8 protein-coding genes and 1 pseudogene are annotated in these 13,533 nt (G+C 73.6%); 3 read left to right on the top strand and 6 right to left on the bottom strand.

Annotated features, from left to right (window positions below; genetic code table 11):
• Window positions 1-87 precede the first annotated feature (87 nt).
• On the top strand, window positions 88-3,579 hold the full coding sequence (locus ABZX65_RS17245; protein WP_355339841.1) for a phosphodiester glycosidase family protein: 3,492 nt from the start codon (window positions 88-90) through the stop codon (window positions 3,577-3,579).
• A 76-nt stretch (window positions 3,580-3,655) separates the two neighbouring features.
• Here the strand turns inward: ABZX65_RS17245 and ABZX65_RS17240 are convergent, their stop codons facing one another.
• Window positions 3,656-3,889: a hypothetical protein gene (locus ABZX65_RS17240; protein WP_355340145.1), complete on the bottom strand. Its 234-nt coding sequence runs from the start codon at window positions 3,887-3,889 to the stop codon at window positions 3,656-3,658.
• A 245-nt stretch (window positions 3,890-4,134) separates the two neighbouring features.
• Between ABZX65_RS17240 and ABZX65_RS17235 the strand changes: the two genes are divergently transcribed.
• Complete coding sequence (locus ABZX65_RS17235; RefSeq protein ID WP_355339838.1) at window positions 4,135-5,238, top strand: LLM class flavin-dependent oxidoreductase; 1,104 nt, start codon at window positions 4,135-4,137, stop codon at window positions 5,236-5,238.
• A 189-nt stretch (window positions 5,239-5,427) separates the two neighbouring features.
• Here ABZX65_RS17235 and ABZX65_RS17230 read toward each other — a convergent pair whose 3' ends face one another.
• Window positions 5,428-6,177: a peptidoglycan recognition family protein gene (locus ABZX65_RS17230; protein WP_355339835.1), complete on the bottom strand. Its 750-nt coding sequence runs from the start codon at window positions 6,175-6,177 to the stop codon at window positions 5,428-5,430.
• A gap of 375 nt (window positions 6,178-6,552) precedes the next feature.
• On the opposite strand from ABZX65_RS17230, the gene ABZX65_RS17225 reads away from it, so the two are divergent.
• Entirely contained in the window at window positions 6,553-9,624 is a 3,072-nt protein-coding gene (locus ABZX65_RS17225; protein WP_355339832.1) for a glycosyl hydrolase, read from the top strand.
• A gap of 18 nt (window positions 9,625-9,642) precedes the next feature.
• Here ABZX65_RS17225 and ABZX65_RS17220 read toward each other — a convergent pair whose 3' ends face one another.
• The 4 genes and pseudogenes from ABZX65_RS17220 to ABZX65_RS17205 form a co-directional block, all read right to left on the bottom strand.
• Window positions 9,643-10,473: a hypothetical protein gene (locus ABZX65_RS17220; protein WP_355339828.1), complete on the bottom strand. Its 831-nt coding sequence runs from the start codon at window positions 10,471-10,473 to the stop codon at window positions 9,643-9,645.
• Between the two features lie 34 nt (window positions 10,474-10,507).
• The gene (locus ABZX65_RS17215; RefSeq protein ID WP_355339825.1) at window positions 10,508-12,352 is read right to left on the bottom strand and encodes a serine/threonine-protein kinase; all 1,845 of its coding nucleotides are present in this window, start codon (window positions 12,350-12,352) and stop codon (window positions 10,508-10,510) included.
• A 225-nt stretch (window positions 12,353-12,577) separates the two neighbouring features.
• Complete coding sequence (locus tag ABZX65_RS17210) at window positions 12,578-13,033, bottom strand: NUDIX hydrolase (protein WP_355340142.1); 456 nt, start codon at window positions 13,031-13,033, stop codon at window positions 12,578-12,580.
• Window positions 13,031-13,419, bottom strand: a pseudogene (locus ABZX65_RS17205) (transcriptional regulator); the annotation flags it as partial. The pseudogene ABZX65_RS17205 and the gene ABZX65_RS17210, both read right to left, overlap by 3 nt.
• Window positions 13,420-13,533: the final 114 nt, after the last annotated feature.

Genomic DNA, 13,533 nt, shown 5'->3' with positions numbered 1-13,533 from the left:
CAATCCTCCCGCGCACCGGCAACCCGATGTCCTCACCTACGTTTTCGTTCATCTCATCGACGGCAAAAACCCATAGCGTGATGCGCCATGGAGAATCAGCAAACCAGTGCCGCCTCGGGGATAACGCGACGCGGCCTCATCGTCGGCGCCGTCGCCGCCGGACTCACCGCGACCGCCGGAACCGCGAGCGCGCAAACGAGCCGACAGGGCACATCGGGACAGGCCGGGAGCGCACCGGCGTTCACTCCGCCGGAATCGGCGAAATACCCCGGTTACGCCGAATACAAGCCGCCGAATTACCAGTTGGCCGTTCCGGGGGAATCCCTCGTGGCGGGCCGCGCGGACTACCCGGTCGCGCCGGGTATCGTCCTCACCTCCTTCGACACATTCGGCCGCACCGGCTGGACGCGGGTCCATGTGCTCAACGCCGATCTCGGCAACGCGTCGGTCGGCGTGGACCTCGTCGCGGACAAGGTGAGCGATCCGCGTCCGCTCGCCCAGGCGGCGAACGCGCAGCACGCCGTGGCCGCCGTCAACGGCGACTATTTCGACATCACCGAGACCTTCGCGGCCGAGGGCCCGGAAATCCAGGACGGCACGCTCCGCAAGGGCACGAACAAGACGGCGACCGTCGCGGCGATCGGCGCCGACCGGGTGGCCCGGCTGGCCGACCTGGTGCTCACCGGTACGGTCACGGTCGCCGGGACGCGACGGCCGCTCACCGCCCTCAACTCGCCCTCGGTGCCCGCTGACGGCGTCGCCGCGTACACCCCGGAGTGGGGCGCCGGGCACCGCACGCTCATCCAGGACGCGGGCCCGTACACCGAACTCGTCGTCGCGGGCGGGAAGATCACCGCCGTCAACGCCCGACTCACCGACACCGCGGTGCCGGACGGCGGCCTCGTCGTGCTCGGCCGGGGCGCGGCGGCGGCCCAACTGGCCGCCGCCAAGCCCGGTGACGCCGTCACCGTCGACTTCGCGCCGCGGACGAACGCGCCCGTCGCGCTGCGCACCGCGCTCGGCAGCGGCGAGGTGCTGGTGCGCGGCGGCACGGCGATCGACTTCCCGCCGAGCACCGGCAACGACGCGGCCAAGCCGCGCACCGCCATCGCGTGGCTGGACGGCGGCCACCGCCTGCTGCTCGTCGCGATCGACGGCTCGGCCAACTTCTCCGCCGGGCTCAGCTTCGACGACACCGCCAAGCTGCTGGTGCGGCTCGGCGCCACCGAGGCGTTCATGCTCGACGGCGGCGGCTCCACCGAGATCGTCGCCCGCAGGCCCGGCGACACCGGGGCCGGAGTCGTCAACACCCCCTCGGACGGCGGCGAGCGGCCCGTGCCCAACGGCGTCGGCCTCTTCGCCGCCCGCAAGGGCTCGGGGCGGCTGCGCGGCCTCGACGTACGCCCGCGCGCCGACCGCGTCGTGCCGGGGCTGACCGTGGACGTCGCGGCGGCGGGCTACGACGAGACGTGGGCGCCGGTGCCGATCGACGAACACCGCGACCCCGTACGGTGGTCGGCCTCCCCCGGCTCCCTCGGCACCGCGCGCGACGGCGTCTTCCGCGCCAGGAAGCCCGGCGCGGGAACGCTGCGCGCCCGTACCGGGGACGCGGACGGCGCGCACGAACTGCGGGTCCTCGGCGACCTGCACCGGCTGGCGTTCACCGAGCGGGCCGTCACCATCGACCCCGGCGCGACCGCGTCGGTCAGCCTGACCGGGTACGACGCGGACGGTTTCGACGCGCCCGTCGCGCCGCGTGACGTCCGACTCGCCTACGACAAGGCCCTGATCACGGTGGCCGCGCAGCCCGACGGCAGCCTACGGATCACCGGTGACACGGGCGCGGTCGGCAAGGCCACCGTCCTGACGGCGACCGTGGGGGATGTGACGGCCCGGCTGCCGGTGACGGTCGGCCTGGTCGACGTGTCGCTGGCCGAGTTCGAGCCGGCCGAGAACTGGACGGCGCTGGCCGCGCGGGGCACGGCGTCGGTCGCCTTCGTCGCCGCCCCCGACCGGCCGGGCGCGGCGGCCGACAACCACGCGCTGCGGCTCACGTACGACTTCACCGGGCAGACGAGTACGTCGGCGGCGTACGCGGTGGCCGGCGGCGGTCCGATCACGCTGCCCACGGGCACGAAGCGGATCGCGCTGTGGGTCAACGGCGACGGCAACAACCACTGGCTGCGCTGCATGATGTACTCGCAGGGCACCACCAATGTGCCGTTCACGCTCGCGCTGACCGTGGACTGGACGGGGTGGCGGCGGGTCGTCGGGGACCTCCCCGCCGGGTACTCGGAGCCGGTCACGCTGCTGCGGATCTACATCGCGGAGACGTCGCAGACCAACAAGAACGCGGGGCGGCTCGACTTCGACGGGCTCGCCGCGCAGGTCGGGCAGCAGCCGGACACCTCGCAGGCCCCGCAGCCCGACCCGTACGTCGTCGAGCAGGGCGGACTGCCGGACCGGCGGTGGACCTTCGCGGTCCTGTCCGACCTGCACGTCAGCGCGGCGGCCGGGCTCGACTCCTTCTCCGGGCGGCAGGCGGTGACCGCGCTCGGCCAGGCCGTCGCGACCCGGCCGGACTTCCTGCTGATCAACGGCGACTTCGTGGACAACAACAACCCCGAGGACTTCGCACTCGCCAACGGGCTGCTGCGCGACCACGTACCGGCCGGGCTGCCGGTGTACTGGACGCCCGGCAACCACGAGGCGGGTCTGTCCGCGACCGGCGGCCTCGACGCGTTCCTCGCCGTGACCGGCCGCCCCAACCGGCAGGTCTTCGACCACAAGGGGACCCGTTTCATCCTGCTGGACTCGCACACCGGCGACATGCGGACCTCGGACTGGGACCAAGTGCCGCTGCTCCAGGCCGAGTTGGCGAAGGCGGCCAGGGACCGGTCGGTGACCGGTGTCGTGCTGTCCTTCCACCACCCCTTGCGGGACCCCTCGGGCGCGGGCGCCTCACAGCTCGCCGACCAACTGGAGGCCGGGCTCCTCCAGAAGTGGCTGGCCGACTTCCGGGAGACCTCCGGCAAGCCGGTCGCGCTCTTCACCGGCCACGCGCACACCGCGTCGGTCACGCGGACCGACGGCGTCCTGGAGGTCACCACCCCGGCCGTGGGCAAGACGCCCTACAGCTCGCCCGACCAGGGCGGCTTCTTCGGCTGGATGCACGTCGGCGTCGACCCCAGGCCCGCGCGCGTCCGGGCCGGGCAGCCGAGCCCGCGGACCCGCGAGTGGCTGCGGGCCGAGAGCCGCCCGGTCATCGACGGGATCGAGCTGACGGCGGACGGTCCCGTGCCCGTCGGCACGTCGGCCGCTCTGGCGGCCACCGGCATCACCAGCGAGTTCGGACTGCGCTTTCCGCTGCGCTACCCCGCCACGGTGGTCTGGTCGGGGTCCGCGGGCGTCCTGGTCACCGACTCGCCCTCCGAGGCCAAGGCCGCCAAGCGCCGTCCCGGGACCCTCGCGGTCCTGGACCCGACGACCGCCACGCTCACCGCGCTGCGGCGCGGGACGGTCACGGTGACGGTCGCCTCGGGCGGCCTGACGGCGTCGGCGACGGTGACGCTGAAGTAGCCGCTACGTACCCGCGTACGCCGATCCGTACGCGGGCCCGGCACGCCTTGTGAGGTCCCGCCCCCGCGGCGGGGCCTCACTTCACCTCGTTGCCTTCGGCGTCCAGGGAGTGCTCCTGCCAGTACTTGTCCCACTTGTCGTCCACGTGCCGGGGGACCTTGCCCTTCGGGTAGCGCACGAAGCCCTTCGGCGGCTCCTCCTTGTCCGACACGCAGGCCCCGCCGCCCGCCGGGGGCCCGACCGACGCCACCGGGTACTCCCCGCCCGAGCACATCGCGTCCTGCATGCTGCACGCCGAGCCGAGCCCCATGAAGGCGACGCCCGCGAGGGACAGTCCGATCAGGGTGAGCCGGGGGCCGGCGGGAATCCGGGGCCGACGGGGATGGTTGGTCTGCACGGCGCTGCCGCCTCTCGCGTAGGTGATCTTCGCTCCTGGACCAGTGTGGCCGCGCGGATGTGTCCGAATCATCCGTGCTCGTACTCAGGTCGCGGTGGGTACGGAGTGCGGGGGCGGCGGGCGGGCGTGAGTATGGACGGAAACGTGGGAGGCGTGCTGTGCCGCTGGAATCCGAGCCGTTGCGGAAGCTGGGCTTCCTGACCATCGGGCTGTTCGACGAGGCCGATCCCCGGCGGGGGCACGAGTCGACGCTGGAGATCATCGAGCTGGGCGAACGGCTCGGCTTCGACAGCGCGTGGGTGCGGCACCGGCACCTCCAGTACGGGATCTCCTCGCCGGTCGCCGTGCTGGCGGCGGCGAGCCAGCGCACCCGCAGGATCGAGCTGGGCACCGCCGTCATCCCGCTGGGCTGGGAGAATCCGCTGCGGCTGGCCGAGGATCTGGCGACGGTCGACATCCTGTCCGGCGGACGGCTCAACCCCGGCGTCAGCGTCGGGCCGCCCACGCACTTCGAGCAGGTCGGGCCCGCGCTCTACCCGGACACCGCCGACGCCGAGGACTTCGGCTACCCGCGCGTCCGGCGGCTGCTGGACTTCGTACGCGGCGAGCGCGCCACCGACTTCAGCGGCGTCGAGGGCATCGAGGTCTTCTCCGACCGCGTCCAGCCGCACTCCCCCGGCCTCGGCGGCCGTCTCTGGTACGGCGGCGCGAGCCTGCGGTCGGCGCGGTGGGCGGGCGAGAACGGCATGAATTTCCTGACGAGCAGCGTCGTCAAGGCGGAGGAGCCGGAGTATCGGGAGAAGGCGGCGGAGTCGGAGAATCCGGCGGAGGCCGAGGCGGCAGAGGCGGCGGTGACGGGCCCGGCGCCGGACTTCGCCGACATCCAGCTCTCCCACATCAGGACCTTCCGCGCCCACCACCCCGACGGCGACCGCGCCCGCGTCTCGCAGGGCCTCGTCGTCATCCCCACCGACAGCGCCACGCCCGCGCAGCGCGCCCGCTACGAGGAGTACGCCCGCAAGCGCCTCCCGCGCACCACGGCTCCGCAGGGCCCGGCGCGCATGCTCTTCTCCCCCGACTTCGTCGGCCCCTCGGCCCAGCTCGCCGAACGCCTCCACGCCCACGCCGCCTTCCGCGAGATCGACGAGGTCGCCTTCGCCCTGCCCTTCACCTTCGCCCACGAGGACTACGTCCAGATCCTCACCGACCTCGCCGGCGCCCTGGGCCCGGCCCTGGGCTGGCGCCCGGCTCAGTCCTCGTAGCCGTGCCTCGACAGCCGTGCCTCGACAGCGGGGCCGCGATACGGGACGCGTGGGCGGACTGCCAGGTGTCGAGGGACTCGGCGGCCTCCTTGGCGTCCGCGCGGGCCTGGCGCGGCGCCGAACCCGGAGGTCCGCACGGCGCGGCGCCGAACCCGCGCGGGCCCGGCGCCGCACCGGGCGGACCCGCCGCTACATCCGGGACGCCACGTCCGACCGGAGCTGCGGCAGCATCGCGTAGAGCTTGTCGCCGGGGCACTCGGTGACGTTGAAGTCCCGGTGCCCGAAGATCTGCGTCGGCGCGAGGCCGTACTTGTAGCAGATGTACGAGCAGAGGCTGACGAGGCTGGCGTAGAGGATCGACGGCGGCGCGACCGAGGTGTACGTGCCGTTGTTCTCGATGCCGATGCCCTGCGTGTTCTGGCCGACGGTGTGGGCGCCGACGACCATGTTGCTGCCCGCGAGCAGCCGTTCCAGGCTGCGGTGGCGGCCCTCCATGATGATGCCGGTCCGGCTGATGGTGAAGTGGTTGCCGGTGTCGATCCAGCCGTTGGTGTCCATGTGCAGGTCCTGGATCTCGTGCGCGATGGCGAACGAGCCGGACGTGCCGGAGTCGGCGGTGTTCGCGAACGCGGTGTGGTGCACGACGATCTTGTTGGGGTTGTTCCCGGCCAGGCTGACCGGGGAGGACGGCGGGCGGGCGCCCCACGCCGTGGTGTCGAACATGTTGGGCTCGGGGACGATCCGCGCGGCGGAGGCGGAGGCGGGCGCGGCGCCGACGATCACGGCTCCCGCGCTCGCGCCGAGCACGGCGGCCGAGGCGAGGAAGCGGCGGCGGGACAGGGCGGCGCGGGACTCGTCCGTGCCGGACTCGGCGGCGGGGGACTGGGCGGTGCGGGACTGGGCGGCGCGGGGCATGGCGAAGTGCTCAGGGACCGACATGTGTGCTCCCGTGGTGGGGGTGAGGGAGAGCGTCAAATTCCGTGCGGGCAGCTGTCGTTGGAACTTAATGCCAAGTAACCACCGCAGAACAGAGTGCGGATGAAACTTTCCTCCATACGGCGGAGCGTGACACGGCGCCGGGCGCGGGGCGGACGCGGCGCCGGGCGCGGGGCGGACACGGCGCCGGGCGCGGGGCGGGGCGCGCGGCGGACGGGCGCGCGCCACGGGTGCCGCCCTCGGCCCCGCGGCATGCATTTCCCCGCTCGATTGAATCTGTTCAATGAATCTGACAAGTCCACCCCCTTGACGTCTGACAATTCTCGGCCATAGCGTCCGCCCGGAACTTAAAACGTTTCATACGAGGAGACGCGCACCATGACCGACGACGCCAGCCACGCCGACGACAGCCGCCCGGACACCGGTGTCGCCCGCCGCCGCGTCCTCCAGGCCGGAGCCGCCGCGGGCGCGGCCCTCACGTGGGGCGCGGCCACCGGCACCGCGCACGCGGCCGAAGGGGCGAGAGCGGCGGGCAGCGCCTCCGCGCACCCGGCACCGTGCCGACCCGGCGCCCCCGGCTCCGCCTCCTGGTTCAGCGCCCCGCCCGCCCCCGTCCGGCCCAAATTCCGCTGGTGGTGGCCGGACGGGCTGGTCGAGCCCGCCGAGATCCGCCGCGAGATCGACCAGATCGCGGACGCCGGTTTCGGCGGCGTCGAGATCGCCGCGGTCCACCACAGCGTGGACGACCCGGCCGTCCTGGACACCGCGCACCACGGCTGGGGCAGCGCGAGCTGGGTCGCCGGGATGGAGGCCGCGCTGGAGCAGGCCGACCGCCGCGGCCTGACCGTCGACCTCACCGCGGGCCCCGCCTGGCCGACCGCCGTCCCCACGATCACCCCGGACAGCCCGGCCGCCGTACAGGAACTCGCCTACGGTGTCGCCGCGTTGGCCGCCGGGGCCCGTTACGAGGGACCCGTCCCGGCCCCCGTCGTCGCCGCCGACCCGGCCGCCGCGAAGGCCACGCTGCTCGCCGTGCAGGCGGTCCGCGTCGACACCGCCAACAGCACCCGCAAGGAGACCGGCCTCGACCCGGCCACCCTGGTGGACCTCACGCGCACGGTCACCAACGGCGCCGTCACCTGGACCGCGCCCGACGACGGCGGGTCCTGGCTGCTCTTCGCCCACTGGCTGCGCGGCACCGGCCAGACCCCCGAGGCGGGGCCGCACACCGCGCCGACCGCGTACGTCGTGGACCACTTCAGCCCCGCCGGCACCCGCGCGATCACCGACTTCTGGGAGTCGGACCTGCTGACCCGCCCGGTGCGCCGGCTGATCGCCCGCGCGGGCGGCGCCCTCTTCGAGGACTCCATCGAGCTGGAGTCGCGCGCCCTGCTGTGGACCCCGGCGCTGCCCGCCGAATTCGCCCGCCGCCGCGGCTACGACCTGCTGCCGTACCTGCCCGCGCTGCTGCTCAACAAGAGCAACCAGGTCTACGCGTACGGCGCCGCGCTGACCGTCCGCGTACGCCACGACTTCTGGCAGACGGTCTCGGAGCTGTACAACACCCACCACGTCACCGCGATCAAGAAGTGGGCGAGCACCTTCGGACTGAAGCTGCGCGCGCAGCCGTACGGGCTCCAGACCGACGCCATCGCGACCGCCGCGCTCCTGGACATCCCCGAGGGCGAGTCGCTGGGCTTCAAGAACCTGGACGACTACCGGTGCCTGGCCGGCGGGCGGGACATGGCGGGCAGCACCATTCTGTCCTGCGAGTCGGGCGCGTACACCGGCGGCGCGTACAGCACCACCTGGCAGAAGTTCCTGCGCACGATGGGCGGCGCGTACGCGGCCGGGGTCAACCAGACCGTGATCCACGGCTTCTCGTACGCGGCCCTGCCCGGTGTGGCCTGGCCGGGATACGCGGCCTTCACCCCTTACCACGGCGGTGTCGGCTACGGGGAGTCGTGGGGACCGCGGCATCCGACGTGGCGTCACATCACCGACATGTCGGGCTACTTGGCCCGTGTGCACCAGGTCCTGCAAGCGGGGAAGCCGCGCCAGGACGTGGCGATCTTCCGGCAGACCGGCTACACCGCGACCGGCATCGGCGCGTCCTGGTTCACCTCGACCGGCATACCGCTGGGCTGGAACCACCAGTTCATCAGCGAGCCGCTGCTGAGCCTGCCGTCGGCGCGGGTGACCAACGGGGTGCTGGCGGCGGGCGGACCCGCGTACCGCGCCCTGTTCGTGGAGGCCGACTTCTTCGCCGGGTCCACCTGCACGCTGCCGGTCGAAGTCGCCGAGAAATTCCTGGCGTTCACCAAGGCCGGGCTGCCGATCGTGCTGCTCGGCGACTGGAGCACCGCGACCGTCCCCGGCCTGGACACCGGCGGGCAGGACGCCCGACTGCGCGCGGTGCTGGCCCAGTTGCTGGCCCAGCCGCGCGTCCGGCAGATCACCGACAAGACCGCGGTGGGCGCCGCGCTCGCCGACCTCGGCGTGACACCGCTCGTCTCGTACGCGACCAGTTCCACGCTGCTCAACGCCCACCGGTACGCGGACGGCGTCGACTACTTCTACTTCTGCAACGGCAAGCACGCCGAGACGGTCAAGCCGCCGGTCGCCGCCGTCGACCACGAGGTGACCCTGCGCCGGGGCAGCACCCGCCACGTCCCGTACCTGCTGGACCTGTGGACCGGACGCGTGCGGCGGATCGGCACGTACACCGAGAACGGCGACACGGTCACGCTGCGCGTCGCGCTCCAGCCCGGCGAGACCATGGTCGTCGCGCTCGGCGTGCCCGGCCTGTTCGGCGACCGCACGGGCAGCGGCCCGCACGCGGTGTCCACCACCGCGGACACCGTGCTCTTCGCCGACGGGCGGCTGACCGTACGCGGCTCCGCCGACGGCGAGTACGTCACCGAGCTGTCCCAAGGCCGCCGCACGGTGCGCAGCCGGATCTCCGGCGTGCCGCAGCCCACCCAGCTCACGGGCTGGCGGCTGGACGTCGAGGACTGGCAGCCGGGCGCCACCGCCACCGAGACGAGGGTCGTGCGCCGCGCGCTCACCCTCGACGCGCTCGCCGCCTGGCCCGACATCCCCGCGCTCGCCGACGTCTCCGGCATCGGCCGCTACCGCACCACCGTCCGCCTCGGCCGCGCCTGGACCGGCGGCCACGGCGCGCTGCTCGACCTCGGCACCGTCTACGACACCTGCCGCGTGACGGTCAACGGCCACCGCCTCGACCCCGTCGACCACATCAACCCCGTGGTGGACCTGGGCGGTTGGCTGCGCCAGGGCGACAACACCATCGAGGTCGAGGTCGCCACCACCCTCGGCAACCGGCTGCGCGTCAGCGATCCGGGCGTCTACGGCGGATCGCCGCGCCAGCCGTACGGCCTGGTCGGTCCGGTGCGGCTGCTCCCGTACGGGGCGGCGCGGATCGGCTGACCGCGCGCGTCAACGGCCTCAGGAGCAGCGGTAGGTGAAGGTGTACGACCCCGACTGCCGCTGCGGGGAGAGCACTTCGAGGGTCGCGGTCGCCTGGAGCGTGCCGCGGCCGTCGAAGGACCACAGCAGCACGACGTCGGTGCTGCGCCGCCCCTTCGCCACCCGCTGCCGCAACTCGTCGGACAGCGTGCCGTCGCTGCGCCGCCACCGGTAGCGCACCGTTCCCGCGTCCCCGCTGGTCCGCAGCGTGCCCACCACCTTCGCCGTACTGTGGCAGCCCTGGACGGCGGTGTCGTTGCGGACGCTGACGCCGTCGACCTTCACCGAGCCCGGCCAGTGCTGCCACAGCAGATACGCCACCACCCCGAGCAGTACCAGCAGCGCGAGCAGCCAGCCGCCCAACGCCCGTTTCCCGCGCGGCTCTTCGGGCGGCAGCACCGGCTCCCCCGGCCGCACGGTGCCGTGCCACACGGCGGCGGTCCGCTCCGTACCGACCGACGGCTCGGGCCCTTCGGGCACCCCGGGCCCGAAGCGGCGCAGCCCGGGCGCGAAGGTCTCCGCCTCCGGGACCTCGCTGGACCAGGAGTCGGGGTCGAGTACGGTCGCGCCGTCCGGCTCCTCGGTGCCGCCCGCGCCGCCCCCGACGCGCGCGCCGCCTGTACCGCGCGCGCCGTCCGTACCGCGCGCGCCGTCCGTATCGCGCGCGCCGCCGAAGCCGAGGTCGCTGAGCCGGAAGGTGCCGCCGTCCGGCGCGGCGGGGGCGGGGGCGGGGGCGGGGGCGGCCTGCGGCCGGGTGCTGAAGTGCAGGCGTGGGTCACGGCTCTGGTCGCGGTCACGGTCGTGCGGCATGGGCGGGTTCCTTGGCGGAGGGCCGAAGTGCGGGTCAGCAGGCGTCGATCGTCTGTGAGGAGCCGTTCCCCTTGCCCGCGGCGGGCGTCGAGGAGACGGTGAGCGTCCAGCCGGGGAAGCGGCTGACGCCGAACGCGTGAGTGTAGGACTGGGTGGAGGACGTCTCGCCCTTGGGGATCGGGTACGACTCGGTGACCGCTCCCGACACGAGTCCCGACGCCGTGGTGTGCGCCCAGGTGAGGACCAAGGTGCCGTCGTCGGCTCCGTTGCCCTGCACGGTGACCGCCGCGACCGCCGTGTGCCCGGCGCCCGCGCTACAGATGAACCGCACGATGGCGACCGAGTCCACGACCAGCGCGGGTGGCGTCGTCGTGGTCGGCGGTGTCGTCGGCGGCGTCGTGGGCGCCGTGGTGGGGGGCGTCGATGTCGGCGCCGATGTCGTCGGGGGATCGACCGGCGCCGTCGTCGTCGTACCGCTCGGTGAGGCGCTGTCCGAGGCGGACGGGGACGGGGACGCGGACCCCGATGCCGAGGGGGACGCGGACGGGGAACCGGACGCCGGGGTGGCGGTCGCGGGGGCGACGGGCTGGCCGGAGACCAGGGAGGTCAGGGCCGAGGGGGTCGAGGCGGCGGTGACCTCGTCGGAGGGACCGTCGCCGCCGGTGGCCACCGCGGTCACGACGAGCCCGGTGGATATCAGGACGGCCGCGACCGCGCCCGCCACCAGTTTGGCGCGCCGCCCGAAGCGGGCCGGGCGTACCGGGCGGTGCCGCTCCAGCGCGACCAGGGCGTCGCCCGGTGCCGCCGCGCCCGGAGTCGGCGCGGGGGCCGCGCCGGAGGCGACGCCCGCCCCCTGCCCGAGCTGCGTGTGCGCGAAGGCCGTCGTCCCCGAGGCGGCGCTGCCGCCGCCGAACGGCAGCAGCAGCGGCAACAGGGCCACGAGCGCGGCGAGTTTGCGCTGCCCGCGCTCCTCCCAGTCCTCGCCGTACGCGGCGCCCGCCACCGCCTGGAGTTCCGCGACGAATTCGGCCGCGCTCTGCGGGCGTTCCTGCGGGGTCTTGCCCAGACCGCGGGTGACCAGACCGCGCACCGGCTCCGGCACCCGCTCGTCGGGGATGGGCGCTTCGGCGTGCTGCACGGCCAGTTCGAACATCGTCGAGCCGGAGTACGGCTTGCTGCCGGTCAGGCACTCGTAGAAGGTCGCGGTGGCCGCGTACACGTCGGTCGCCGGGGTGGCGGGGCCGCCTGCCCACTGCTCGGGCGCCATGTACGACGGCGTGCCCGCGACCGCGCCCGTCTCGCCGCTGCGCACCGCGACGCCGAAGTCCACCAGCTTGGACACGCCGTCCGTGGTGACCAGCACGTTCGCGGGCTTGTAGTCGCGGTGCACCACCCCCGCCGCGTGCGCGGCGGCCAGGCCGAGCAGCGAGCCCTTCAGCACCGCGAGCGCCGGTTCCGGATCGGTCGCGCCCTCCTGCCGCAGCAGCGCGTGCAGCGCGATGCCGTCGACCAGCTCCATCACGATCGCGGCGTTCCCGCCGTCCTCCACGTACTCGTAGAAGCGCGCGATGTACGGCGAGTGCAGGCCGCCGAGGAGTTCCGCCTCGGCGCGGAAGGCGGTGCGAAAGCGCGGGTCGCCGCCGAGGGGTCCCGCGAGGTACTTGACCGCCACCGCCGTTCCCGTGGCGATGTGCGTGGCCAGCACGACCCGGCCGGACGCGCCCGCGCCGAGGTCACGTTCGTGTCTGTACCCGGGCACGCTCCACAGCCCGTCCCCGCCCCCGCCGCCGTAGCCCGTACCGCCGCCGCTCGCGGGAGTGCCGCCGTAGCCCTTGGCCGGGTCGTACGCCGGTCTGCCGGAGCCGTCGTTTCCGTCCATCGTGTGCCGTCCCCCTCATCCGCCCCTGCCCGCCCCCCGGCGGCCGTCGCCGCGCTCACGCGCGCTCATAGGCGTCGACGCAGATTACTGCGACCGGGGTTCCCCGGCACCCCCTGGCGGGACCGGAGGGTCGAACAGACCGCCGTGTTCAGCGGCACCGTGAAGGCCGTGGTCCCCTTCGCCGCGGAGATCGACCTCGGCTCGGTCTGACCGGCGGTGCCGGACTCACGCGGTGGCGTGCATGTGGTGGAGCAGAAGGAGAGCGGCGACGGCGTTCGCCGAGTGGATCTCGCCGCGTTCGATCAGGGTCGGGACCGAGGACAGGGGGACCCATTCGCGGCGCTCGGACTCGAAGTCGTCCTCGGGGTGGCCGATGTGTTCGGCGGTGGTGGACCAGTAGACGTGGTGGCGGCCGTCGGTGAGGCCGTTGGAGGGCTCGACGGTCAGCAGGTGGCGGAGGGGGCCGGGGCGCCAGCCGGTTTCCTCGAGCATTTCGCGGGCGGCCGCGGCTTCGACGTCCTCTCCGTGCTCGACGACACCGGCGGCCAGTTCCCAGCCCCAGCTGTCGGTGATGAAGCGGTGGCGCCACAGCAGGAGGGCTTCACCGGCTTCGTTGACGGTGGTGGCCAGGGCGACCGGCCGCTGGCGGATGAGGTAATGATCGAGATGACGGCCGGTCAGGCGCTGTGATTCCTGGCCCTGGGCCAAGGTGAGGGCGGTGAGGCTGTGGGCGGCGGCCTGCTCGGGGTTGCCGCGACCGAGGTCGGCGGTGGCGAGCGTGGCCAGACGGTGCACGGAACCGCGCGCGTGCGCCTGGGCGCGTACGGCTTCGGCAGCGTAGGTCTGGGCCGGGGTCCAGTCGCGCAGGCTGATGAGGCTGCCTGGTCGCCCATGCGGGAGAACGCCTTGGCCTGCATCGCGTACAGGTCGGTCGCCAGCGCGGGCGACATGTCGGCGCCGTCACCGGAGGCTTTTGCGAGGCGGAGCGCTTGGTGGAAGTACCGCTGCGCGAGGCCCTGCGCGTCGGAGTCGTACGCGCAGATCCCGGCGACCGCGACCAGGCCGCCCACCGTCGTGCCGAATTGCGATCACGAGTGGGTCGGATGGTCGGGCAAGATTCGCTGCCGGAAGTGCGGGGCGACGCAGTAGCGTGTTCGGCCCCGAAGCGGTCGCCTCGGGGA

Source organism: Streptomyces sp. NPDC003300 (assembly GCF_040610915.1).
Lineage (GTDB): Bacteria > Actinomycetota > Actinomycetes > Streptomycetales > Streptomycetaceae > Actinacidiphila.
This window is presented reverse-complemented; position numbering and strand designations above follow the sequence as displayed.